A 24,105-nucleotide genomic window follows, 5' to 3' on the forward strand; every position below is an offset into this window, starting at 1 on the left:
GGGCGAGGGCGCCCCTCAGGTCACAGCGAGCGGACCTCGGCGAGGGCGACCCGGCCGCCGATCTCGATGGAGCCGTCGGGCTGGGGGCTGGTGAGGATCTGGGAGCCCTCGCCCTGGGTGATGTTCAGGGCGCGGCCCAGCTCACCGGAGAGCACCAGGGCTGCGGCGCCGGTGGCCTCGTCCTCCACGATCCCGTCGCCGCGGCGCGGGAAGGCGCGGGCGCGCACCCGCCCCGCCGGTTCGTCCTGCCAGGCCCATGCGTACAGCCAGCCCTCGCCCTCCGGAGGCGAGGGGAGGGCGTCGACCTCGGCGGGGGAGGCGTACCGCTGGGTGCGCCGCCCGGACGCCCATGCGGGGTGGCCGCCGATCCAGGTGAACTCGCCGTCCTGGCGGGCCGGGACCTCGCCGACGGGCGGCAGCAGCTCGGGGAGGTCCAGCAGCCAGGCGACGCCCACCAGCGGATGGCCCGCGAAGGGCAGCCGGACGCTCGGGGTGTAGATGTCGACGACGCCGCGTTCCGGGTCGTCGACGAAGACGGTTTCGCTGAAGCCCAGCCGGGCGGCCAGCTCCTGCCGCGCCCGCTCACCGGTGACGGCGCTGCCGTCGCGTACCACGCCCAGCTCGTTGCCGCCGTGGCCGCGGGGCCCGCAGAAGACCCTGAGGACGTCGAGATCCGTCATGGCCCGGGGTCAGACGGTCAGTTCGTTGTCGATGCGCTTCAGCCCGTGCCGGGCGAGCGCCAGGTTGGCCCGCGACCGGTCCAGGGCCAGGTAGAGGAAGAGCGAGCCATGGCTGCCGGAGATCAGCCGGATGAGGTGGTACTGCGTGCCCAGCGTGATCAGGATGTCCTCGATGCCGTCCGTGATGCCGAGCGTGGCGAGCGTACGGACCTTGGCCCGGACGACCTCGGTGTTGCCCGCCGCGGCGATTTCGAGGTCGAGTTCCTGGCCCCCGCCGATCGTCCCGAGCGACATGCCGCTTTCGTAGTCCACGAGCGCGGCCCCCAGGGCCCCGTCGATGGCCATCGTTTCCTTGAGGGCGCTCTCGATGTTCATGTGCTTCCTTCGCGTGGCTGATCGCCGGGCCCATCGTCCCGTTGGTACCGAAGCTGTCGCCAGACGATAGCTCGGGAACCATAACGAGTAGCCGAGTGGTCCAAGTTGTGCAAGATGATGCTTAAACTAACGTGCCTGATCGTACGCAGCGAAAGGTCACAGGTGAACGCAGCCGAAGCGGCGCTCTCCGGAGCGCTCGCGTCTCCGGGAGTGGTGGGCGTCCGTCTGGTGGACGCGGTCACCGGCCTCCACTACGCCGCGGTGGGGGACGCCTCCGCGGTCGGCCAGGGCGAGGAACTGGCGGAGACGGTCAGTCTGATCGCCGACCGGCTGAACCAGGCCGGTGCGGTGGGCGAGTTGGAGAGCGTGGTCGTCACCAGTACGCGCTCCCACCACATCACCCAGGTGGTGCCGCGGGGCCAGGACCCCCTGCTGCTGTGCGCCTCGGCCGACCGCGACCGCACCAATCTCGCCCTCGCCATGCGGCACATGGCCGATCAGGCGAAGGCCGTGCTGACATGAGCGCTGACATGAGCGACGGCACCGAGCACCAGCGCCACCGCGCGTCGCCGCGCAACGTCCCCGGCCTGCTGCTCTCGCTCCAGCAGGATCGTTTCAGCGGAGCCGTCACCGTCGCCGGGGCGATCGGTGGAACGATCCATCTGCACCGTGGGGCGATCCGCGCGATCGAGACGCCCGGCGCGCCCACCGCGGAGGCGCTGCTGCTGAAGTCCCGGCGGATCGGCGAACCGGAGTGGGACGCCGCCTGCACCGCGGCCGGGCCCGACGGACCGCTCGATGCGACGCTCGTCGAACAGGGCCACATCAGCGCCGCCGAACTCGACATCCTCTGCGTGGGCGCCCTCTACGACGCCGCCTTCGTCATGGCGCTCAGCACCCCCGACAGCTGGCAGGTCGACCGGGAGGCCCCGAGCCCCCGGCTCAGCCACCGGGAGGGCACCGACCCCCGACGGCTCACCGAGGAGACCAGCCGCCGGGTGCGGCAGCTGGCCAAGTCCCTCGGTTCGGTACGGGAGTTCGGCCAGGAGCGGATCCGGCCGTCCGCCCGGGCCACCGCCGGGATCGGGCGGCTCTCCGCCCGCTACCGCGACATCCTCCTCAGCGCCGACGGACGCCGTTCGCCCCGGGACATCGCCTTCGCGCTGGGCCGCGGCGTCTATCCGGTAATGCTCGACATCTCCCGTATGAAGGCGCTCCAGCTCATCCAGCCGGAGCCCCCGCAGCCCCCGGCCACCGCGCCCCGCGTCGCGCCCCGCGACCCCGCGGCGGAGCCGCCGCGCCCCGCGGCCCGCACCGGCGGCGGACTCCCCAGACGCACCCCGGCCGACCGTCGGCCGGAGAGCACCGGCTGATCCCGCGACGGACAGCGACTCCCGCAGTCCACCGCCGCAGCCGACCACGCCGCTCACAGCCGCAGCCCGCAGCCGCCGCTCACAGCCGCAGCGACGGCGAGTCCCCGACGGAGTCCGAGGAGGACCCCCGATGACCAACCCCCCACCTGCCTCCGGTGCGTCCTCCGGCGACCTCGTCAAGGAACTGACCGGTCTGCGCGGGCAGGTTCTGGGCATCTCCGAGAGCATCATCGCCACCACGGACGGACTGCTGGTGGCCGCCGACACCGCCAATGTGCAGCCGGAGTCCCTCGCGGCCCTCTCCGCGGCCTCCCTCGCGCTGGGAAAACGGTCCGCCGCCGAAGTGGGGCTGGGCAGCCTGCGCGAGGTGGTCACCCGGTGCAACGGCGGCTACAGCGTCGTCCTGGCCGTCGGCGAGCAGGCCCTGCTGGTGATCCTCGGCGACGAGGGCCTGGACCTGACCGCGCTGCGCCGGGAAGCCCCGGCCGTCGTGGAACGCCTCGGCGGCCTGCTGTCCTGACGGCGCGGGCGGCCCCGGACCGTCAAGTGACCCCGCCGGTAAAGCAGTTGCGGGTGCCTTCCCCCGGTGCTGGGGTGACCGGATGGACCTTGACTCAGTACGCGAACTGTTCGACCGGCAGCTGAGACAGGGGGCGCAGCCCGACGGCCCCGGGACCCGGATCGAGCGGGTGGACGGGGTGGTACGTCAGACCGGCGACGCCGACGACTGGAACGGCGTCCGCTGGTCGGATCTGGACGCGTCCACGGCGGATGCGGCCATCGCCGCGCAGATACGGCACTTCACCGCCCGGCGGCGCGCCTTCGAGTGGAAGCTGTACGCCCATGACCGGCCCGGCGACCTCGGCGCGCGGCTCGCTGCGGCCGGCTTCGCCGCCGAGCCCGAGGAGACGGTGATGGTCGCCCCGGTGCGGGACCTGCCCACCGCCGTCGAGCTCCCCGAGGGCCTCCGGCTGCTCCGGGTCACCGACGCTGCGGGCGTGGAGCTGATGGTGGACGTCCACGCGCGGGCGTTCGGCGCCGACAGCGGCCACCTCAGGCACCGGCTGCTCAGCCGGTTGCGCGAGGCACCGGACACGGTCGTGCCGGTCGTCGCCATGGCCGGTGACCGGGCGGTGAGCTCCGCGCGCATGGAACTGCCCCCGGATACGGACTTCGCCGGGCTGTGGGGCGGCGGCACCGTGGCGGAGTGGCGCGGCCGGGGCCTGTACCGGACCCTGATCGCCTTCCGCGCCCGGATCGCCGCCGAGCGCGGCTACCGCTATCTCCAGGTCGACGCGTCCGACCAGAGCCGCCCGATCCTGGAGCGGCTCGGCTTCGAGCCGCTGACCACCACCACGCCGTACGTGTACGGAGGCTAGCCGCCCGGCGTTCCCGGTGGCGTTGTCAGTGGTGTGTTCTACGGTCATGCCATGATCACGCCTGACGATGTCCGCCGGATCGCGTTGTCGCTGCCGCAGACCACCGAGAAGATCGCCTGGTCCATGCCCACCTTCCGGGTCGCCGGGAAGATGTTCGCCACGCTCCCGGAGGACGAGACCTCGATGGCCGTGCGATGCCCCAAGGTGGAGCGGGACGAACTCGCGCTCGCCGAGCCGGAGAAGTTCTGGATCGCCGACCACGAGGCGGGCTTCGCCTGGGTGCGGGTGCGGCTCGCCGCCCTGGAGGATCTCGATGAGCTGCGGGACATCCTCGTGGACTCCTGGCGGCAGGCCGCGCCGACCGCGCTGCTCGACGCGCTGCCGGAGTCCGGCGGGGCGGCCTCGGACTGACGCCTCCTCGGCACCCACCTCCTCGAAATGTGCTGGTATGTGCGTTCGAGGAGGTAACCGACACGGGTGAAATGCCTGACTCTTTCGGGCTATCGGAGTGCTGGCTTCCGCTCTTCGCGGTTCTCTGGAAGGAGACCAGTGAGGGAGGCCGCATGGTGCACGGCCGCGAGACGAACCGCCGCTCTGGCCCCGCTCGGCCGTGCACCGTCCTGATGGTCGCACTGCTGGCGATCACCCTGCTGCACGGACTGCTCTCCCTCGGCGCCGTCCATCCGCCGCCGCCCTCCGCGAACCACTGCGGACCCGCCGTCCTGTCCCCTTCCGCATCCTCGGAGGATGACGAGTGGTCCGCTCCGCGTCCGGCTGCCCGCGCGGCCCATGAGCTGGGCCGCCACCCGGCCGGTCATCCCGGGAGCGCCTGCGCCACCTCGGTCCGCTCCCACCGCTCCCTCCCCACGGCGCCCCTGCACCTCGCCGTCGCCGTCGACCGCGCTCGCGCCGCGGACCGTACGGCGGGCACCGCCCCGTCCGGCTCCGCCGACGAGGCCGCGCCCCGCAGGCTCCCCGCCCGGGACGTCGTCCTGCGCTGCTGAGCGGGCCCCGGGCCGTTCCGCATCCCGTAACCCTCCCGCATCCCCCGCATCTCCCGTATGCGCCGCCGCACGGGTGGAGCGCGGGTGCGCCACGGCCTGCCCCGGATCAGCCCATCGCCCCGTCCGCCCCCCGCAGGAGCCCCCACATGCCTATCGACGTCTACGCAGCCATGGGTGCACTGGTGCGCGCCGAAGCCGCGCGCCGGTCCACCGTCCCCACCCAGTCCGCTCAGTCCGACGCCGCCGCCTACCCCGTCGAGCCGCCCGAGGCCGTCCCCGTGTCCACCCCGCGTACGGGCGCGCCGCCCGGTGCCGCCCGGTCGCCCCGTACGGCAGCGCCCGCCCCGGCGCCGCGCCGCACCGGGTTCCTGTGGTCCCTGCGCACCGCATGGCGCAATGTGTGGGGTATGTGTCGTTGACGCCATGACGGGCGGGATCGCAGCCTGAAGGGGTGAACGAGCGACGCATCGCCTTCGTGATCTTCGACGGGTTCCAGTCCCTCGATCTCACCGGCCCCCATGAGGTGTTCCAGTACGCCGACAAGCTCGCGGGCGGCTACCGCCGCCAGATCGTGGCACCCCGCCCGGGGCCCGTGGCGTCGTCCAGCGGACTGCCGGTGCACGCCGCGCACGGCGTGGCCGACCTCGACCCCGGTGGCATCGACACCCTCGTGGTGGCGGGCGGCACCGGGGTCGACCGGGCGTGCCGCGATCCGGAGCTGACCGGGTGGATCGCCGACGCCGCGGCCGGTGCCCGCCGGGTCGCCTCGGTGTGCAGTGGGGTGTTCCTGCTGGCCGCCGCCGGTCTCGTCGACGGGCTCCGGGTGACCACCCACTGGGCGCGCGCGGAGCAACTCGCCCGGGAACACCCCGGCGTGCGGGTCGACTGCGACCCGATCTTCATCCGGGACGGCCGGGTGTGGACCTCGGCCGGGGTGACGGCCGGAATGGATCTCGCGCTCGCCTTGGTGGAGGCGGATCTGGGACGCGAGGTGGCACACGCCGTCGCCCGCGAGCTGGTGCTGTTCCTGCGCCGTCCCGGCGGACAGTCCCAGTTCAGCGTGGGGCTGTGGTCGGCGCAGCCCGCCACCGACTCCCTCCGCGCCGTGGTGTCCGCGATCCACGCCGACCCCGGCGCCCGGCACGGCATCGCCGAGCTGGCCGCCTGCGCCGGGTTGAGCCCCCGCCACCTCCAGCGCAGGTTCACCGCCGAACTCGGCACGCCGCCCGCGACCTATGTGGAGCGGGTGCGCGTGGAGGCGGCGCAGCGCGCGCTCGCCGCAGGCGACGACCCCGTGGAGGCCATCGCCCGGCGGTACGGCTTCGGCACCGCCGAGACCCTGCGCCGCGCGTTCCACCGGCACGTCGGCGTCGCGCCGTCCGACTACCGGGACCGATTCCGATCCACCAAGGAGCAGATATGACGACGTACGGGCTGCTGGTCTTCGAGGGCGCCGAGGAACTCGACTTCACCGGCCCCTGGGAGGTGTTCACCGTCTCCTCGATGCTGCGCGACCACGCCGACACCGCCGTGCTCATCGCCGAACAGCCCGGCGCCGTCCGCTGCAACAAGGGCATGCGGGTGCTGCCGGACCACACGCTGGAGGACCACCCGCCGCTGGACGTCCTGCTGGTGCCGGGCGGCGGGGGAACCCGCCGCGAGGTGTCCAACCCGGCGGTCACCGACTGGATCCGCCGCACCTCCGCCGCCGCCACCTGGACCACCAGCGTCTGCACCGGGGCGCTGCTCCTGCACGAGGCGGGTCCGGCGCGCGGGCGCAGGGTCGCCACCCACCATCTCTTCGAGGACACGTTGGAGGCGCGCGGCGACGTCACGGTCGTGCGCGACGCGCGGTACGTCGTGGACGGTTCCCTGGTCACCAGTCAGGGCGTCTCGGCCGGGATCGACATGGCGCTGTGGCTCGTCGGCCGCCTGCACGGCGTCGACCACGCCCGTGCCGTACGCCGCTACATCCAGTACGAGCCCGCGCCGCCCTACCTCGCCGACGAGCCGGTCGCCGACCGCTGAGGGACGGCCGGTTGATGGCACCGGAGGCTTATTGCGTACGCTACGCAAGTGCATGAATTCAGCATCAGGACCGCGACAGCCGACGACCTCGACGCCGCCCGCGGCGTGATGCTCGACACCGTCTACCGCGACTTCGGGACGGGTTACGTGCCGCGCTGGCACGCCGACATCATCGATCCCGGCGCCGCCTATCTGCGGTCGCCGCGGCACACCCTGCTGGTCGCGGTGGACGAGCGGGACGGAACGGTCGCCGGGACCGCGGCCCTCGACTCCCGGGGGCCGGCCCATCCGCCCAACCCCGCGTGGCTGGCGGAGCGGTACCCGTCGGGGGAGACCGCCCAGCTGCGCCGGGTGTACGTACGGCCGGAGTACCGCCGCCAGGGGCTGGCCCGACGGTTGGTGCGCGCCCTGCTCGACTTCGCCGCGGCCGACGGGGGTTACCGCGCGGTCTATCTGCACACCGACCCGGGTGTGCCCGGTGCCGAGCCGTTCTGGCGGTCGCTGGGGAAGGCCGTGTGCGACGAGCGGGAGGAGCCGGGAGGCAGCCGGGTCCTGCACGTCGAGGTCCCGATGGCCTGACCTCGTCGGAGTGATGGAAATGATTATCATGTAGTCTTGCTGTTCCCGCTCCGCCTTTCCCGCTCCGCGCAGCACCTGGAGAACGTGCCCCATGCCCCGTGTCCGCCGTCGGACGGCCGCCGCCCTGCTGCTCGTCCCGCTGCTCACCGGCTGCTTCGCCTCCCCGAACGGCACGGCGTACGACGCGGCGGGCGGCTCCGGCGCGGGCGGCGGCGGGCGGTTGCGGGTCGCGATGGCGTTCCCGCCCGCCGAGCGTTTCTCCCCGTACGGCGCCGACGCCACCCTGCTCAGCCGGCTCGGCGTCACCGAAGGGCTGACCCGCCTGGACGGCAACGGCTCCGCGTCGCCCGCGCTCGCCGAGTCCTGGTCCAGGGAGGGCCGCCGCGGCTGGCTGTTCACCCTGCGCGAGGCCCGGTTCCAGGACGGCACCGCAGTCACCCCGAAGGCCGTCGCGGGCGCACTGAACCGGGCGGCGCACGCCGACCCGGTGCCCGCCGCGCTCTCCGGGGTGAAGCTCACCGCCAAGCCCGCGGGGGAACGGCGGGTCCGGCTCACCACCGCGGCCGAGTACCCCGCGCTGCCGCTCACCCTCTCCAGTCCGAGCCTGGCCATCCTCTCCCCGAAGGCGTACGGGAAGAAGGCCCCCGATCCGGCGGGCACCGCCACCGGGCCCTTCGCGCTCGGCCGGTCCGCCGGAGCCACTCGGGCCACCTTGAACCGCTTCGACGGCTACTGGGGCGGCCTCGCCCACGCCTCCGGCATCGACGTCCGCTTCATCGCCGACGGCACCGCCCGCACCAACGCCCTGCGCACCGGCGAGGCGGACATCGCCGAGGCCGTCCCGGTCTCCCAGGCGGCCACCCTCGACAAGCCAACCCTCCGGCAAGTGCCCACCGCCCGCACCACCGGCCTCTTCCTCAACACCCGGTCCGGCCCCTTCGCCGACCCGAAGGTCCGCGCCGCCGCCCGCGAGGCCACCGAGCCCGGGGTGTTCGCGCGGGGCGTGTACGAGGGCCACGCCGACCCCGGCCAGGGCGTGTTCGGTCCCGCCCTCTCCTGGGCCAGGGGCGAACAGCCCGCGCCCGCCGGACGCCCCGCGCCCGCCCGCGTCGAGAACACCACGCTCACCCTCGGCACCTACGACAACCGGCCCGAGCTGCCCGAGGCCGCCCAAGTGGTGCAACAACAGCTGGAGAAGGCCGGATTCACGGTGAAGCTGGAGGTCCGGGAGTACTCCCGGCTGGAGGCCGACGCGCTCGCAGGCACGTTCGACGCCGTCGTCGCCGCGCGCAACACCATGCTCGACACCGGCGACCCCGTGTCCTACCTCGCCAGCGACTTCACCTGCCACGGCAGCTACAACCTGGCCGGGCTGTGCGACAAGGCCGTGGACCGGGCCGTCGCCGACGCCGACTCCCGCACCGACAGCGACGAGCGGCACAGCGCCTCGCTCGACGCCCAGACCGCCATCCTCCGCACCGACGCCGTCGTCCCCCTGGTGCACCAGCGCATCATCCACGGCGTCGGCACCTCCGTACGGGGCGTGGAGCTGGACCCGTACGAGCGCACCCTCATCGGCCCCGGTACCCACCGGTGACCGGCATACGCCGCACCGCGGCCACCCCCGCCGACGGACGCACCACCGCGCTGAGCGCGCTGTGGCGCGCCGCGCTCGCCCTCCTGCTGCTGTGCGGCATCGGCCTGCTGCCCTGGCTCTCCCGCACCGACCCCGCCCGCACCGTGCTCAAGGCGCGCGCGGCCGAGCGCGATCCCACCCCCGAGGTGCTGGACGCCATCCGCCGCGAACTCGACCTGGACGCAGGGCCGTTGCATCTCCTCGGCCACTGGCTCGGCGGGCTGGCCCACGGCGACGCCGGGACGTCCTGGCTCTCCGGTACGGCCGTGGCCCCCATGGTCGCCCAGGCCCTCGGCTGCTCGCTGCTGCTGATGGCCGGGGCCCTGACGGTCGCGGTGGCCACCGCCGGTGCGGTGTGCGCACGTACCCTGTGGCGCGGCGCGCGGCGCCGACCGCTGCCACGCGGCGCGGGAAGCGGCGGCGCACTCCTCGCCGCGCTGCCGGAATTCCTCCTCGCCACCGTCCTCGCCGCCGTCATCGGGGTGCGGCTGGGCTGGCTGCCCGCCGTCGGCTGGTACGGATGGCCCTGGCTGCCGCTGCCCGCGCTCGCGCTCGGGCTGCCCGTCGGCGCCGCGCTCGGCCGCATCCTGGACGACGTCCTGCCCGGCGCCCTCGCGGAACCCTGGGTCAAGGCCGCCGCCGCGCGCGGCATCCCCGCCCGGCGCATCGCCCGGCAGGCGCTGCGCCGGGCCGTCCCCTCAAGTCTGCCCAACCTGGGCCTGTTCGTGGTCGGCTTCACCGGCGGCGCGGTCGCCGTCGAGCAGGTCTTCGACATCCCCGGGCTCGGACGGCTCACCCTCCAGGCGGCCCTCGCCCAGGACCTGCCGGTCCTCCAGACCGGAACGCTCGTACTCATCGTGTTCGCCACCGCCGCCGGGGGCCTCGCCCGGCTCGCGGCCCGGCTGCTGCTCGGCCCCGCCCTGCGCGACGGCGACCTGCCCACCCTCCACCGGCCGTCCGGCCCGCCCGCCCGCGCGCTGCCCCTGCTGTACGGGGCCGTTCTGCTGGCCGTCGTCGCCCTCGGCGCGCTCCGGGACCCCATCGCCCTCGACCCCATGGCCCGCCTCGACGGCCCGTCCTGGCAGCACCCGTTCGGTACGGACGCGCTCGGCCGCGATCTGCTGGCCCGGGTGGGACACGGCGCGCTCACCACCCTCGCCCTCGCCCTCGCGGTGAGCGCCTGCGCCCTGGCCGTGGGGCTGCTGCTCGGCATGGTGCCCCGGCTGGCCGGGGGGCTCGTCGAGACCGCCAACGCCGTACCGCCCGTGCTCGCCGGGCTGCTGGTCGCGGGCACGGCCGGGGCCGGCCCGTACACGCCCGCGCTCGCCGTCGGCGCCGTCGCCTGGGCGCCGCTGGCCGCCCACACCGCCGCCCTGCTGGACCAGGAGCGCGCCGCCACCCACCTCGCCGCGACACGCGCCCTCGGCGCGGGCCGCCGCCACCTGTTCCGCCGCCATCTGCTGCCCGCCGTGCTGCCACCCGTCACCCGCCACGCGCTGCTGCGGCTGCCCGCGGTGGCGCTGGCCCTGGCCTCCCTCGGCTTCCTGGGGCTCGGCGCCCAGCCGCCGTCCCCCGAGTGGGGCAGGCTCCTCGCCGAGAACCACCCCTACGCCGAACGCGCGCCCTGGGCCGTGCTCACCCCCGCCGCCGCGCTCGCCCTGCTGGGGGTGGTGGCGGTCACCTCGGCCGGGGGAGTGCGGTGGCCGCGGCGGCCGGCCGCCGTCGATTGACACTTCTCGAAACGTCGGCGGAGACTGGCGCGCACACGTATCTTGAACGCAAGTTCACTGCGCGCACAGGCTGTTCGGCAAGCGACAACGAAGGACACCGGAATGACCATCACCCGCGACCTGCTGATCGGCGGCAAGGACACTCCGGCCGCCTCGGGCCGTACCGCCGACGACCTCAACCCCTACACCGGCGAGGTGTACGCCACCGTGGCGGCGGGCGGGCCCGAGGACGTGGCGCGCGCGGTGGCAGCGGCCGACGCCGCCTTCCCGGACTGGGCCGCGGTGACGCCGTTCGACCGCCGGAAGATCTTCCTCACCGCGGCGGACCTACTGGAGTCCCGCGCCGCGCAGGCCGCGGAGATCATGCGGCACGAGGCGGGCGGCACCGCGCCCTGGGCCCACTTCAACGTGGCGCTGGCCGCCAACATCCTGCGCGAGGCCGCCGCCGCCATCACCGCTCCCCGCGGCGACGTGCTCAGCGCCCAGGAGGCCGGGGCGCTGGGGCTCGCCGTGCGGGAACCCATGGGCGTCGTCGCCGCCTTCGCCCCGTGGAACGCGCCGGTCATCCTCGGTGTCCGCTCGGTCGCGGCCCCGCTCGCGGCGGGCAACACCGTGGTGATGAAGCCGAGCGAGGACGCGCCGCTCGCCTGCGGGCTCTTCGTCGCCGACGTCCTGCGCGACGCCGGGCTGCCCGACGGTGTGCTCAACGTCGTCACCAACGCCCCGGAGGACGCCGCCGAGGTGGCCGAGGCGCTGATCGCCGACGAGCGCGTGCGGATGGTGAACTTCACCGGATCCACCGGCGTCGGCCGTGTCGTCGCCACCCACGCCGCGCGCCATCTCAAGCCCGCCGTCCTGGAGTTGGGCGGCAAGAACGCCGTCATCGTGCTGGACGACGCCGATGTGGACTACGCGGTGGACGCCGCCGCGTTCAGCGTGTTCATGAACTCCGGCCAGATCTGCATGTCGGGCGACCGCATCCTCGTCCACGAAAGCCTCGCCGAGGAGTTCACCGCGAAGTTCACGGCCAAGGTCGCCGCCCTGCCCTGCGGTGACCCCGCCGATCCGTCGACCGTGGTCGGCCCGCTGGTCCGCCCCGAGGCGGCGCGGCGGGTGGCGGCCCTCGTACGGGACGCGGTGGCCAAGGGCGCGACCGTGCTCGCCGGCGGTGGCGCCCCCGAGGGCTCGGTCCACCCGGCCACGGTGCTGAGCGGGGTCACCGAGGACATGGACCTCTACCAGGCCGAGTCGTTCGGCCCGGTGTGCGTGGTCGCCCCCTTCGCCACCGACGACGAGGCCATCGCCCTGGCCAACGCCACCGACCACGGGCTGACCTGCGGCATCATCACCGAGAACGGCACGCACGGGCTGCGGGTCGCCCGCCGTATCCGCACCGGGATCGTGCATGTCAACGACCAGTCGGTGGCGGACGAACCGCAGGCCCCGTTCGGCGGCATCAAGCAGTCGGGATACGGCCGCTTCGGCGGCCGCTGGGGGCTCGAGGCGTTCTCCGACACCCGCTGGATCACCCTGGCCACCCAGCACGCCCACTACCCGTTCTGATCGCCCATCAGCGCATGCCCGGGAGGTGGCCGACGGCGTCCGGGGGCGGGCGGCCAGCCGCAGGACGCGGAGGGTCGAGCGCACCACCTGCTCCTTGACGCGGGCGGCGGTGGCACCCCGCAGGACCAGATCGCGCGGGGTGTCGTCCGCGCGCACGAACTGGACCAGCCCGTCCCGCGGCCCAGGCTGACGCACTGGAGCACATAGCGGAAGGCCAGCGGCTTCGGCTGCCGTCCCCGCGCCTCGGCGATGATCGCGGAGGCGGCGTGCGAGGCGGTCGGCAGGGCGGTGGCGCAGGCCATCCGCAGCGGTCCGGCGAGCGGTGAGGTGATCGCGGCGGCGTCCCCGACGGGGTAGATCCCGGGGCGGGACACGGAGCGCAGGTCGGCGTCCACCAGGATGCGCCCGGCGGGATCGAGGGCGAGCCCCGCGTCCTCGGCGAGCTGGGTGTTCGCGGTCATCGACGCGGCCCATACGACCGTGTCGGCGTCGACGTCCGCGGGGTCCGCCACGCGGTGGCCCTCCTCGATCCGCACCCCCAGCGCGGTGAGGACCGTACGGACATGGGCGCGGCCCCCGGGGGAGAGCCCGCCGCCGACCTCGCCGGTGCTGAGCAGCCGGACCCGCCAGTCGCGGTGGCTCTCGGCGAGTTCGGCGGCCAGCTCGATACCGGTGAGCCCGCCGCCGACGACGGCGAGTTCACCGGGCCCGTCCAGCAGCCGCTTGTGCAGCCCGGCCGCCGATTCCACGGTGAAGGCGCGTTCGCCGACGTCGGCGGTGCGGCTGCCGAGCGCGTACACCAGGCGGTCGTACGGAAGCCGGCGGCCGTCGTCGGTGTCCACCTCGCGCGCGTGAGGGTCGATGCCACCGTGGTCGGATACGCGCGCGGGTCGGCCACCTCGTCCCCGGGCAGCGCCTGCCAGCGCAGCCAGGTCTCCTGCACGGCGTCATCGGCGTCGGCGACCGATCCGGTGATGCGATACGCGACGGCTCACAGCCGATCGCGCTGCTGCTCGAACTCCGCCAGCTCTGCCATGGCCCGATCCTCCCGCGTCCGCTTCCGGGCCCCGGGGACAACGGGCCCGCGAGAGGAGACGCCGCGGCGGCCCGGAGTGTGACATCACGCCGTTTCCAGGCGCTTCATCGCGCGGCGCCGGTTCGGTATCCGCTGGCCCGGGGGCCTGTGACGAAACGGGGGTGGCGCGGGGGGCCGGGAGAGGCGTAAGTAGTAGATGTGGATATTCGGCAGGGTCCCCCGGAGCTCGGCCGGCCAGGGCAGCAGGGGAGACGGGTCCTGGTCGCGATCCCCCTGGCACTCATCGTCCTGATCGTGCTCGGCGATGTGTTCGGCCCCGCGAGCGTCCGCCTCAGCCCGCTCCTCATCGCCGCCCCCGCCATGACCGCGTCCTTCGCCGGGCCGCTGCTCACCGGCAGTATCGGCCTGGTGGCCGTGGGTGCCCAGCTCGGCATCAACGCCGGGCAGGACCGGCTGACCGCGCCCAACCGGATGGCGGAACTCTTCACCCTGGTCCTGGTCTCCGCGCTCATCGTGCTGTTCCGCACCGTGCTCGACCGGCACGCCCGCGAGCTGACCCGGGTCCGGGCGGTGGCCGACGTGGCGCAGAAGGTCCTGCTGCGCCCGCTGCCCGACCGCGTCGGCCCGCTGCGGATCGCCTCCGTCTACCTCGCCGCAGAGCCGGGTGCGGAGATAGGCGGCGACCTGTACGCGGCGGCCCGCACCTCGTACGGCACCCGCCTGATCATCGGCGATGTGCGGGGCAGCGGCCTCACCGCCGTCGCCGACGCCTCACTGGTGCTCGGCGCCTTCCGCGCCATCGCCCACTGGCCCGTACCGCTGCCCGAACTCGTGGCGCACCTGGACGCCGCCCTGTCCGCGGAGCGCACCGAGCCCGCCGACCGGGCGCCGGGGGCTGGGGAGTCGTTCGTCACCGCCGCCGTGCTGGAGATCCCCGACGATCAGCCGGTGGTACGGATGGTCAACTGCGGACACCCGCCGCCCTTCCTGCTGCGCGACTCCACGATCAAGGCCCTCGAAGGGCGCGCCCCCGCACTCCCGCTGGGCCTCGGCCACCTGGCGGCCGGGCGCTACCGGGTCGAGGACTACCCGTTCGAACCGGGCGATCTGCTGCTCCTGTACACCGACGGGGTGATCGAGGCGCGCGACGCCGACGGCACCTTCTACCCGCTCACCGAACGGCTCCACACCTGGGACGGCGAGGGGCCCCGGGGGTTCGTGGACCACCTGCGCCGCGACCTGCTCGCCCACATCGGCGGCCACCAGGGCGACGACGCCGCCCTCGTCGTCCTCGAGCGCCGTCACCCGGAAAGCTGACCGCCGCGCGAACCACCGCTAAAGTGGTGATATGGGCAGCGGGAACGACGGCCCTGACGACTTCGGGCCAGACCCACTCGGCGACTTCCTCGCACGCTTCCTCGGAACCGGGCCCGGCGGGCAGCGGTCGGACCGCCATGTCGACTTCGGCCGACTCATGAGCGAGACCGCACGCCACCTCGTCTCCTCCGCCGCGTCGTACGCGGCCGAGCACGGCAGCACCGACCTCGACACCGAACACCTGCTGCGGGCGGCGCTCAGCGCCGAACCCACGCGCACCATGGTGTCCCGCGCCGGGGCCGACCCCGACCGGCTCGCCGCCGAAATCGACCGGCAGGCGGGGGACGGACCGCCGCGCGGCTCGGTGGCCGTCACGCCCGCCGTCAAGCGGGCGCTGCTCGACGCCCACGAGATCGCCCGGGCCCGCGGCTCCTCGTACATCGGCCCCGAACACGTACTGATCGCCCTCGCCGCCAACCGGGACTCCACCGCCGGGCAGATCCTCCACGCCGCACACTTCGAACCCCGCAGCGCGCCCCCGGCCGGCCGTGCGGCCCCGGTCCCCGGCGCCGACCAGCGGCCCGTGGTGGACCGCCGCGGCACCCCGACCCTCGACCGGTACGGCCGCGACCTGACCGACCTGGCCCGGGAGGGCCGCATCGACCCGGTGATCGGCCGTGACGAGGAGATCGAGCAGAGCATCGAGGTGCTGGCCCGGCGCGGCAAGAACAACCCCGTCCTCATCGGCGAGGCGGGCGTCGGCAAGACCGCCGTCGTCGAGGGGCTGGCGCAGCGCATCGCCGACGCCGACGTGCCGGACATCCTGCTCGGCCGCCGCGTCATCCAGCTCGACTTCGCGGGCGTCGTGGCCGGGACCCGCTACCGCGGCGACTTCGAACAGCGCCTCACCGCCATCATCGACGAGATCCGCGCCCACTCCGACGAACTCATCGTCTTCATCGACGAACTGCACACCGTCGTCGGCGCGGGCGGCGGCTCCGAGGGCGGCACGATGGACGCCAGCAATCTGCTCAAGCCCGCACTCGCCCGCGGCGAGCTGCACGTCATGGGCGCCAGCACGCTCCAGGAGTACCGCCAGTACATCGAGAAGGACGCGGCCCTCGCCCGCCGCTTCCAGCCCATCATGGTCCCCGAACCCACCCCCGCGGCCGCCGTCTCCATCCTGCACGGGCTGCGCGACCGCCACGAGGCACACCACCAGGTCCGCTACACCGACGAGGCGCTGTTCGCGGCCGTCGAACTCGCCGACCGCTACCTCGCCGACCGCTACCTCCCGGACAAGGCCATCGACCTGATGGACCAGGCGGGCGCCCGGGTACGGCTGCGCTCCAGCGCCCGCGGCACCGATCTGCGCGCCCTGGAGCGCGAGGTCGAACAGCTGACCCGCGACAAGGACCAGGCCGTCGCCTCCGAGCAGTACGAGCGCGCCACCGCCCTGCGCGACCGCATCGCCGAACTCGGCGCCCGTATCACCGAGGGATCCGGCACCCAGTTCCACGGCTCCCGGGTCTCCGAGGTCACCGTCGAGGACATCGCCGACATCGTCTCCCGGCAGACCGGCATCCCCGTCAGCAGCCTCACCCAGGAGGAGCGCGAGCGGCTGCTCGGCCTGGAAGAACACCTCCACAAGCGGGTCATCGGCCAGGAAGAGGCCGTCGCCGCCGTCTCCGACGCCGTGCTGCGCTCCCGGGCCGGACTCGCCGACCCCCACCGCCCCAGCGGCAGCTTCCTCTTCCTCGGCCCCACCGGCGTCGGCAAGACCGAACTCGCCCGCGCCCTGGCCGAGGCGCTCTTCGGCAGCGAGGACCGGATGATCCGGCTCGACATGAGCGAATACCAGGAGAAGCACACCGTCAGCCGCCTCGTCGGCGCGCCACCCGGATACGTCGGCCACGAGGAGGCCGGGCAGCTCACCGAGGCGGTGCGCAGGCAGCCGTACGCGCTGCTGCTCATGGACGAGGTGGAAAAGGGCCACGCGGACGTGTTCAACATCCTGCTCCAGGTGCTCGACGACGGCAGACTGACCGACGCCCAGGGCCGCACCGTCGACTTCAAGAACACCGTCATCGTCATGACCAGCAATCTCGGCTCCGAGGCCATCACCGGGCGCGGCGCCGTCCTCGGCTTCGGCGGCGGCGACGCCGAGGCCGACGAGGCGTCCCGCCGCGAGCGGGTGCTGCGCCCGCTGCGCGAACACTTCCGGCCCGAGTTCCTCAACCGCATCGACGAGGTCGTGATCTTCCGTCGGCTGGCCGACGAGCAGCTGCGCCAGATCACCGACGTGCTGCTGGAGGAGACCCGCCGCCGGATGCGCGCCCAGGACATCCCCGTCGACTTCACCCCTGCCGCCGTCGACTGGCTGGCCCGCCACGGCCATCAGCCGGAGTACGGCGCCCGCCCGCTGCGCCGTACGATCCAGCGTGAGGTCGACAACCCGCTCTCCCGGATGCTGCTCGGCGGTGAGCTGCGGCCGCACAGCCCGGTCGAAGTCGACGTGGAGGACGACACGTTGGCGTTCCGCATCGAGCAGGAGCCCGCGGCCACCTGACCCGGCGCCCTGACCGTCAGCGCCCCATGGTCAGGCCGTCCTTCTGCGCGCCCCGGCTGAGGACCGCTTCCCGGATGGTGGACAGGGCGTGGGTGTAGCGGCTGTTGCCGGGGCTCTTCTCCAGCGCCCGGGGGAGGTTGACTACGCTGATCGGGTCGTTGTCCACGGCGTGCGGGATGAACTCCGCCTTCGCCACCTGCCACGGCCTGCCCTGCGCCGTGGGCGGGGTGAACGTGAAGCGGGCCGCCGAGCCCATCTGCCCGCGCTCGTCCGGCATCACGCCCGCGACCTGGTCGCCCATGCCGTAGACCACCCAGGTGCCGTTGACCTTCTCGTACGCCTGGGGGACATGGGCGTGGGTGCCGATGATGAGGTCGATGTCGCGGCGCCCGTGGCTCCGGGAGGCGGTGAGCTTCTTGGCGAGGGACAGCTGGAGCTTGTCCGGCGCCTCCTGCCATTCGGTGCCCCAGTGCGTGGACACCACGACCACATCGGCTCCGGCACGGCGGGCGGCCCGGGCGTCCTCGATGATGCGGTCGGCGTCGATGAGGTTGACGATCCAGGGCTTCCCCTCGGGCACCGGGATGCCGTTGGTGCCGTACGCATAGGCCAGCTGGGCCACCTTCGCGCCACCGGCCTCCATGAGGGCCGGGGTGGTGCTCTCGCGGGCGGACCGGGCCGATCCGGCGTGCCGGACACCGGCCTTGTCCAGGGCGTCGAGGGTGCGGGTCACGCCCTCCGTCCCGGCGTCCAGCGTGTGGTTGGAGGCCGTGGAGCAGGAGTCGTAGCCGAGCCTCTTGATCGCGCCGGCGATCTGCGGCGGGGTCTTGAACGTGGGGTACCCGGTGAAGGGCCCGCCGTTCGCGCCGTACACCGTCTCCATGTGGCAGATCGCCAGATCGGCCTGGGCGACCACGGGCGCGGCACCGATCAGCATGCGGTGGAAGTCGTATCCCTCACCGCCCGAGTCGGCGCGGGCCTGGCGGATGACGGAGGCATGGGCGAGGAGGTCGCCGGTGGCCACCAGCGTGAACTTCTTCTGGGGCTCGGCGCGTGCCACGCGCGCCGTCTCGGAGGGTTTCTGCTCGGCGTGGCCGGTGACGGGGTCGCCGCCGCTGCCGCACGCGGTGGCGGTGGCGAGCAGGGCGGCCACGAATATCGCCGTTCGGTGGCGTCGGTGCTGGAACACGATTCACTCCGCACTCACGAGGGGCAAATGGGTGGTTTGTCGTATTTATGTGCACGACAGAAGATCACCCAGCGGAGCGGTGCCGAGCTTCACCGGAACGGCAGACCGGAAGCACCCGATGGGCCCTCTCGTTCCGGAGGCGTCCGCGGTGGTGTCCGCGGTGGTGTCCGCGGTGGTGTCCGCGGTGGTGTCGGCGGTGGCACGATGGGGCCACGCACAGCGGAGCGCCGTCCCGTGCGCCCGCGGCGGAACCGGGGGAGGGACGCTCCATGCAGGCAGGCGAACCCAGCATCACCGCCCGCGCCGCCGCCTTCCGCGCGGCACACCAGCGGCTGGAGGGCGGCAGAGTGTTCAGCGATCCGCTGGCGCTGCGCACCCTCGGCCCGGACGCCGACAATCCGGTCCTCGCGGCGGCGTTCGCCCCCGAGCGGGTGGCCATCCGGCTGGGCGTGGCCGCCCGCGCCCGCTTCGCCGAGGACGCGGTGGCGGCCGCGGTCGGACGCGGCGTACTGCAGGTGGTGATGCTGGGAGCCGGGCTGGACACCTACGGGTGCCGTGCTCCCCAACGGGCCACCGGATTACGGGTGTTCGAGGTGGACCACCCCGCCGCCCAGGAAGGGGAGCGCGACCGGCTGGCCGCCGCCGGGATCGCCGTACCGCCCTCGCCGACGTTCGCCCCGGTCGACTTCGAACGGCAGGGGCTCGCCGATGGCCTGGCGGCGGCGGGCTTCGACCCGGGCCGCCCCGCGTTCTTCGGCTGGCTCGGCGTCGTCCCGTATCTGACCCGGGCGGCGGTGCTCGACACCCTCGGTTTCATCGCGGCCCTGCCCGGCGGCTCCGGCGTGGTGTTCGACTACGGAGAGCCGCCCGGCGCGCTGCCACCGGAGCAGCGAGCCGTCCACGAGGCCCGCGCCGCCTGGGCCGCCGAGGCGGCGCGGGCCCTTCCTCAGCCACTTCACCCCCGAGGAGATCGCCTCACTGGCGGGCGACCTGGGGCTGACTGTCGCCGAGGACATCCGCTACGGCGAGCTGACCGCCCGGTACGGACGCGGCGCGGCGGGCGCCTCGGGGGACGCGAGCGCCACGGGGGACGCGGGCGCCCATCTCATCCACGCCGTGCGGCCACCGGCACCGTGACCCGGCAGGCCGCCAGATCGACGGTCACCTTCGCCCCGGTGGGGTCCTCGAAGTAGAGGAAGTCGGCGTCGGTGCCGGCGAGGACGAGGCCGATCCGGTGGCCGGGCTCGACCTGGTAGTCGTTCGGCAGTGTCTTCCAGGCGATGCGGTAGGACGTGCCCGGGGTCAGCGGTTCGGGCGTGGTCAGCGAGTGCCGGTTCTGCGCGTCCATCCAGCCCCGGGCGATCACCTCGGAGGGGGCGCGCACCGTCACATTGGCCGTCTTCCGGTAGCACGCGTCGTCCGCGGCCGTGCTCTCACCGTGGCAGGACTCCTCGGCGAGCCCGCGCAGCCCGTCGTGGATGCCGTTCAGCGGATCGTTGCGCGACCAGTCGATCCGTTCGTCCTCGCCGTAGTCGACCAGCAGCGCGGTGAGGTTCGACGTCGGCTTGTCGAGGCTGACCCTGAGGTCCACGGTGGGGGTGCCCGAGATCCGCGCACCGGTGCGCAGCGGCGGGGTGAGGTACGCCAGCCGTCCGGGCCGGGCGGTGGCGGGGTCGGCGGTGAGGTCCGCCTCGCTCAGTTTGAGATCGGTGAAGGACTCCGTGCCGGTGGCGGGACGGAGCGCCAGCGAGCCGTCGGACTTCGGGTGCAGGGACGCCGGAGTGGTGCGGGCGGGCCAGTCGGCCTGGGTGGTCCAGGTGGTGGGGCCGGACTGGAGGTCGACCCGGGGCTCGTCCATGATGCCGTTCCGGATGCCGTACAGCCAGTGATCGAACCACCGGTGCACGGTGTCGACCCAGAGGGCGCGCCGCCCGGGCCAGTCGAACGGGTCGGTGTGGCCGTAGCGCCCGAGCCACAGCTTGCGCGGTACGTCGCGCCCGGCCAGCGGTGCCCACCAGTCGGCGAACTGGTCGATGCGCACGTTGTAGTCGCTGAGGTCGTGGACGGCGAAGACACTCGCCCGCACCTTGCTCACCTGGGGAGCCGGGGGAGCGAGGTAGTCGCGCTCCTTCCAGTGGGCGTTGTAGTTGCCGGTGGCGTCGTCCTCGCCCGCGGCCAGCCGGTCGCGCACCGCCTGGCACTTCGCGGGCGGGTCGGAGTCCAGCGAACCTGCCAGCCAGGGTCCGAACCCGTTCCAGTGCTTGGCGCCGTTCGTCCGGGCGAACTCGTACCAGGAGCTGATCCCGGAGATGGGGACGATCGTCTCCAGCCCCTCCACCCCGGTTCCCGCCACGGCGTTCGCCAGGGTCCCCTCGTAGGAGTGGCCGATCATTCCGGTCCTGCCGCTGGACCAGGTGGCCTTCGCCTCGCTGCCGTCGGCCCGGTAGGCGGTGGCCCGGCCGTTCAGCCAGTCGATCGCCGAGGTGGCGGCGGCGACGTCGGCCTTGCCACCGATGGTCGGACAGCCGTCGGATCTGCCGGTGCCGGTCATGTCGACGTCGACGACGGCGTAGCCGCGGGGCACGAAGTAGTTGTCGTAGAACAGGGGGAATGTGGCGGGGGATCCATGGGCGGCGTAGGTCTTCTTCTCCGCCTCGAAGCCCCGGCCGACCGTGTCGTTGTACGGGCTGGCCAGCATGATGACCGGGACCTTGAGGCCCCGTTCGGTCTCCCGGGGCCGGATGATGTCCACGGCCACGCGGTCCTTGGCGCCGTCACCGTCGCTGTCGACGCGGGTCTGGACCATGAGGTGTTCCCGGACCGCGTCCCCGTAGGAGAACACCGGCTGGGTACGGCCGTGGGTCACCGTGATCGAGGGCCCGGCGGAGGGGCGGGCCGCGGCGGGGCCGGTGGCGAGGGCGGCGAGGGACATCGATAGGGCGACCGCGACGACCGCGGCACCTCGCCATCGTGAAGTGAGCACACGGTCCTCCTGATCGCATGAGTCCTGCTGGGCCGAGGGGGCGCCGGACCGATGGACAAGCGGTCCGGCGCCCCCTCGGCGGAGGTTTTCCGAGCTCCGGGGGCTACTCGGCGATTTTGGTGCGCATGATCCAGCGAAAGACCGCCGGGACCAGATCGCCGTCGACGAGTTCGAAATGCTCGTATCCGTTGCGGTGCTGGATTTTGAGCTTCCGGGTGGCGAGGGACGACCGGCCGGTCCGATGCGCCCGGGGGAGATCGTCCGGTCCCCCTTCGAGGATGACCTCGATCGGGGTGCCGTCGGGAATATATGTGCTCTGTTCCGTCACCTGTTCACCTCTTCACGCGGGAACGTGGAGTTCGAGCCGGTCATCCGAGGTGAGGATGGCCCGCTGCATGTCCTGAAGGGCCCGGCACGGTTCGAGTCCGAGTTCCTCGTTGAGCGTCTTACGGGCCGCCTGATACACATGCAGGGCGTCCGCCCGGCGGCCGCAGCGGTAGAGCGCCAGCATCAGCTGACGGTGCAGCGCCTCCCGCAGCGGATGCTCGGTGGTCAGCTGGTAGAGATCACTCACCAGCTCACGATGGCGACCGAGCATGAGACGCGAGTCGGTCAGCATCTCGACACATTCCAGACGGGCTTCCTTCAGCCAGGTCTGAAAGCCCTCGAGAATCGGCCCGTGGCACACATCGTCCAGCAGTGGGTCGCGCCAGAGTTCGAGCGCGCATTCGAAACTGGCCGTGGCCTGCTTGTAGCGCCGCTCCCTGAGATGGTCACGCCCCTCGCCCACCAGTCGTTCGAAACAGTGGAAGTCGAGATCATCGGATCCCAGGCGCAGGACGTATCCCGGGGGGCGGGTGAGAACCGGGCTTTCGTTCTGGTGGGGCCGGCGCAGGAACTTGCGAATCTGGGAGACGTACACGTGAAGGCCCGCGATCGCCCGGCGCGGCGGACCCTCCCCCCAGATCTCCGTGATGAGCTGGTCGATCGGGACCACCTGATCCGCGCGGACCAGGAGAACGGTCAACAGGACTTCGATCTTCCGTGCCCTGATGGATAATTTGCGACCCTCCTCGACTACGCGGAGGGGCCCCATGATCTCATATCGCACTGCTTGCCCCGTCCGAGTCGCCGATGCGTGCGGTCATGGGACAGTCGGCGCCATTGCCGGAAATCCCCGCGAGATTCTTCGTGTTTTCGTGTCCGCCCGGGGGTGGTGCCTGTCTACTGGAGGCGAACGAATGTGCGGGCCTGTGTCGCGTACATACCGCCGAGCCGCCCGCCTGTGGGAAGTGGACCGGCTGTTTATCGCCGCACGGGGACGGACAGTGCTGCCGGGTCCGCTTACTCACGTCGTTCGCGACTGCCATTACTCACCCCTCTTTATCACGGACCTGCCGGTGATTCGGAATCCGCGAATCCGCAGTTCACTGCCCCGGCAGGCGCCCTTCGTTCTGAGCGAGTCCTATGACTACCCGCCTCACCTAGAATCCGGATACATGCGCCCTTGAGACGCCCCCTCGCGGAATGGCGGCGCAATTCAATACCGTGTGGAAGATCGGAGTCCGGATATCGTGGGCCTCGAGTAGCGCGGTCAGCGAATGAGAATACGCTGATCGAGTCGGCGGGTTCAAGCACGACATGCCGAAACCCGCTTCCCCTCGGGCCCGTTGAGGAGAAGTGGATAATTGCAGGACTTCCGGGGCCGGTTACCCCGTGGAAACCGGCCCCGAAATCCTTGGTCAAAGCTTGTGGGCCACCACGATCGCGCAGCCCGCACTGGGCACCGTGGGCAGCGCCGACTTGGCGGCGTCGAGCACCTCCTGCACGCTGACCCCGTGCCGCTCCTCGAACTCCCGGCGGCACTTCAGAATGCCGTCGATCATTCGGTTGGCGGTGTCCTTGGTGTGCTCGGTGACGTCCGTCAGTTCGTCCAGCACCAGCCCGGCGTCGCTGACCAGGCCGGGCCAGTCCTGGAGCCGGGTCAGCGAGGTGACCACGTCGGGCTCGTTCTCCGGCCGATAGCCGCCCTCGCTCCCGCTCGGCGCGGTCACATCCGTCAGCACCAGCCGGCCGCCGGGCACCAGCACCCGCGCCATCTCGCGCAGTGCCGTGGGCCGGTGCATGTGGTTGATGGATTCGAATGCGAGTACGGCGTCGAACGACGCCTCCCCGAAAGGCATGGCCATGGCATCGGCGTATCGGAACGACACCTGGCCGGACATGTCCTCGGCGAGCGCCGCTTCCGTCGCCTGCTTGACCTGAAGCTCGCTGATGGTGATCCCCAGAACACCGGCCCCGGTCGTCGACGCCACCCGCAGCGCGGGCTTTCCGATGCCACAGCCCACATCGAGAACCCGGTCTCCCGGCCCCACCCGCAGCCGTTCGACGAGCAGATCGGTGAAGCGGTCCGTCGCCTCCCGCACCGAGCGGGTGTCGGAGGGGCCGTCCCAGTAGCCGAAGTGGAAGTTGTCGTCCCACGCCATCTGCAGCAGCGGTCCGAGCGAACTGTAGTAGTCCGACACCTGGCCGCCTGGCGGCGCGGGTGATGGGGATGTCATGGCACTCCTCCTGTGTGCTCGGCGCTTCGATCGGCCGTCAAGTGGCCACAAAGGTCTCCACCTGTTCAGCGATGGTCCGGGGTTCCGGTAACGCGTCTCTAAA

The 24,105-nt window shown here is 72.7% G+C and carries 24 protein-coding genes and 1 pseudogene; 16 read left to right on the forward strand and 9 right to left on the reverse strand.

Going from position 1 to position 24,105, the window contains the following annotated elements; genetic code table 11:
• Positions 1-20: 20 nt before the first annotated feature.
• Positions 21-680 (reverse strand): PhzF family phenazine biosynthesis protein, encoded by a 660-nt coding sequence (locus tag LCH29_RS03865; RefSeq protein WP_446460249.1) that lies wholly within the window; start codon positions 678-680, stop codon positions 21-23.
• A 9-nt stretch (positions 681-689) separates the two neighbouring features.
• A complete protein-coding gene (locus tag LCH29_RS03870) occupies positions 690-1,055 on the reverse strand; it encodes a hypothetical protein (protein WP_123107710.1) in 366 nt (121 codons plus the stop codon).
• Positions 1,056-1,217: 162 nt separating this feature from the next.
• On the opposite strand from LCH29_RS03870, the gene LCH29_RS03875 reads away from it, so the two are divergent.
• The 13 genes from LCH29_RS03875 to LCH29_RS03935 all read left to right on the forward strand — a co-directional run bounded on the left by LCH29_RS03875 (position 1,218) and on the right by LCH29_RS03935 (position 12,347).
• Entirely contained in the window at positions 1,218-1,577 is a 360-nt protein-coding gene (locus tag LCH29_RS03875; RefSeq protein WP_446460250.1) for a hypothetical protein, read from the forward strand.
• 8 nt (positions 1,578-1,585) lie between these two features.
• The gene (locus tag LCH29_RS03880; protein WP_446460251.1) at positions 1,586-2,428 is read left to right on the forward strand and encodes a hypothetical protein; all 843 of its coding nucleotides are present in this window, start codon (positions 1,586-1,588) and stop codon (positions 2,426-2,428) included.
• A gap of 130 nt (positions 2,429-2,558) precedes the next feature.
• Positions 2,559-2,948, forward strand: coding sequence for a roadblock/LC7 domain-containing protein (locus LCH29_RS03885; protein ID WP_446460252.1), 390 nt, complete (start codon positions 2,559-2,561; stop codon positions 2,946-2,948).
• 82 nt (positions 2,949-3,030) lie between these two features.
• The gene (locus LCH29_RS03890) at positions 3,031-3,807 is read left to right on the forward strand and encodes a GNAT family N-acetyltransferase (protein ID WP_446460253.1); all 777 of its coding nucleotides are present in this window, start codon (positions 3,031-3,033) and stop codon (positions 3,805-3,807) included.
• Between the two features lie 51 nt (positions 3,808-3,858).
• Entirely contained in the window at positions 3,859-4,218 is a 360-nt protein-coding gene (locus tag LCH29_RS03895) for an MmcQ/YjbR family DNA-binding protein (protein ID WP_446460254.1), read from the forward strand.
• Between the two features lie 152 nt (positions 4,219-4,370).
• Positions 4,371-4,811 carry a hypothetical protein gene (locus LCH29_RS03900; RefSeq protein ID WP_446460255.1) on the forward strand — a complete coding sequence of 147 codons (441 nt, stop codon included), beginning with the start codon at positions 4,371-4,373 and terminating at the stop codon, positions 4,809-4,811.
• Between the two features lie 146 nt (positions 4,812-4,957).
• On the forward strand, positions 4,958-5,230 hold the full coding sequence (locus LCH29_RS03905) for a hypothetical protein (protein WP_446460256.1): 273 nt from the start codon (positions 4,958-4,960) through the stop codon (positions 5,228-5,230).
• Between the two features lie 32 nt (positions 5,231-5,262).
• Complete coding sequence (locus tag LCH29_RS03910) at positions 5,263-6,234, forward strand: GlxA family transcriptional regulator (RefSeq protein WP_446460257.1); 972 nt, start codon at positions 5,263-5,265, stop codon at positions 6,232-6,234.
• Positions 6,231-6,839 carry a DJ-1/PfpI family protein gene (locus LCH29_RS03915; RefSeq protein ID WP_446460258.1) on the forward strand — a complete coding sequence of 203 codons (609 nt, stop codon included), beginning with the start codon at positions 6,231-6,233 and terminating at the stop codon, positions 6,837-6,839. Before LCH29_RS03910 ends, LCH29_RS03915 begins: the two co-directional genes overlap by 4 nt.
• A 48-nt stretch (positions 6,840-6,887) precedes the next feature.
• A complete protein-coding gene (locus tag LCH29_RS03920) occupies positions 6,888-7,418 on the forward strand; it encodes a GNAT family N-acetyltransferase (RefSeq protein ID WP_446460259.1) in 531 nt (176 codons plus the stop codon).
• A gap of 91 nt (positions 7,419-7,509) precedes the next feature.
• The gene (locus LCH29_RS03925; protein WP_446460260.1) at positions 7,510-9,015 is read left to right on the forward strand and encodes an ABC transporter substrate-binding protein; all 1,506 of its coding nucleotides are present in this window, start codon (positions 7,510-7,512) and stop codon (positions 9,013-9,015) included.
• The gene (locus tag LCH29_RS03930; protein WP_446460261.1) at positions 9,012-10,784 is read left to right on the forward strand and encodes an ABC transporter permease subunit; all 1,773 of its coding nucleotides are present in this window, start codon (positions 9,012-9,014) and stop codon (positions 10,782-10,784) included. The genes LCH29_RS03925 and LCH29_RS03930 overlap by 4 nt, the downstream gene beginning before the upstream one ends.
• 102 nt (positions 10,785-10,886) lie before the next feature.
• Positions 10,887-12,347, forward strand: coding sequence for an aldehyde dehydrogenase family protein (locus tag LCH29_RS03935; RefSeq protein ID WP_446460262.1), 1,461 nt, complete (start codon positions 10,887-10,889; stop codon positions 12,345-12,347).
• Here the strand turns inward: LCH29_RS03935 and LCH29_RS03940 are convergent.
• Both LCH29_RS03940 and LCH29_RS03945 read right to left on the reverse strand, forming a co-directional pair.
• Positions 12,335-13,189, reverse strand: coding sequence for an NAD(P)/FAD-dependent oxidoreductase (locus LCH29_RS03940; RefSeq protein ID WP_446460263.1), 855 nt, complete (start codon positions 13,187-13,189; stop codon positions 12,335-12,337). The genes LCH29_RS03935 and LCH29_RS03940 overlap by 13 nt on opposite strands.
• 11 nt (positions 13,190-13,200) lie before the next feature.
• Positions 13,201-13,323, reverse strand: a pseudogene (locus tag LCH29_RS03945) (sigma factor); the annotation flags it as partial.
• A 258-nt stretch (positions 13,324-13,581) separates the two neighbouring features.
• On the opposite strand from LCH29_RS03945, the gene LCH29_RS03950 reads away from it, so the two are divergent.
• Together LCH29_RS03950 and LCH29_RS03955 are read left to right on the forward strand one after the other, a co-directional pair.
• The gene (locus LCH29_RS03950; protein WP_446460264.1) at positions 13,582-14,700 is read left to right on the forward strand and encodes a PP2C family protein-serine/threonine phosphatase; all 1,119 of its coding nucleotides are present in this window, start codon (positions 13,582-13,584) and stop codon (positions 14,698-14,700) included.
• A 31-nt stretch (positions 14,701-14,731) separates the two neighbouring features.
• On the forward strand, positions 14,732-17,269 hold the full coding sequence (locus LCH29_RS03955; RefSeq protein ID WP_446460265.1) for an ATP-dependent Clp protease ATP-binding subunit: 2,538 nt from the start codon (positions 14,732-14,734) through the stop codon (positions 17,267-17,269).
• Between the two features lie 16 nt (positions 17,270-17,285).
• On the opposite strand, the gene LCH29_RS03960 is transcribed toward LCH29_RS03955, so the two are convergent.
• The gene (locus tag LCH29_RS03960; RefSeq protein ID WP_446460266.1) at positions 17,286-18,458 is read right to left on the reverse strand and encodes a CapA family protein; all 1,173 of its coding nucleotides are present in this window, start codon (positions 18,456-18,458) and stop codon (positions 17,286-17,288) included.
• 269 nt (positions 18,459-18,727) lie between these two features.
• Between LCH29_RS03960 and LCH29_RS03965 the strand changes: the two genes are divergently transcribed.
• On the forward strand, positions 18,728-19,651 hold the full coding sequence (locus LCH29_RS03965) for a class I SAM-dependent methyltransferase (RefSeq protein WP_446460267.1): 924 nt from the start codon (positions 18,728-18,730) through the stop codon (positions 19,649-19,651).
• On the opposite strand, the gene LCH29_RS03970 is transcribed toward LCH29_RS03965, so the two are convergent.
• The 4 genes from LCH29_RS03970 to LCH29_RS03985 form a co-directional block, all read right to left on the reverse strand.
• Positions 19,564-21,441 (reverse strand): Xaa-Pro dipeptidyl-peptidase, encoded by a 1,878-nt coding sequence (locus LCH29_RS03970; protein WP_446460268.1) that lies wholly within the window; start codon positions 21,439-21,441, stop codon positions 19,564-19,566. The genes LCH29_RS03965 and LCH29_RS03970 overlap by 88 nt on opposite strands.
• Before the next feature lie 103 nt (positions 21,442-21,544).
• The gene (locus LCH29_RS03975; protein WP_446460269.1) at positions 21,545-21,769 is read right to left on the reverse strand and encodes a DUF5988 family protein; all 225 of its coding nucleotides are present in this window, start codon (positions 21,767-21,769) and stop codon (positions 21,545-21,547) included.
• Positions 21,770-21,781: 12 nt separating this feature from the next.
• Entirely contained in the window at positions 21,782-22,468 is a 687-nt protein-coding gene (locus LCH29_RS03980; RefSeq protein WP_446460270.1) for an AfsR/SARP family transcriptional regulator, read from the reverse strand.
• A gap of 715 nt (positions 22,469-23,183) precedes the next feature.
• Complete coding sequence (locus LCH29_RS03985) at positions 23,184-24,002, reverse strand: SAM-dependent methyltransferase (protein ID WP_446460271.1); 819 nt, start codon at positions 24,000-24,002, stop codon at positions 23,184-23,186.
• Positions 24,003-24,105 lie beyond the last annotated feature (103 nt).

It is taken from the genome of Streptomyces sp. BRA346, from assembly GCF_052851135.1.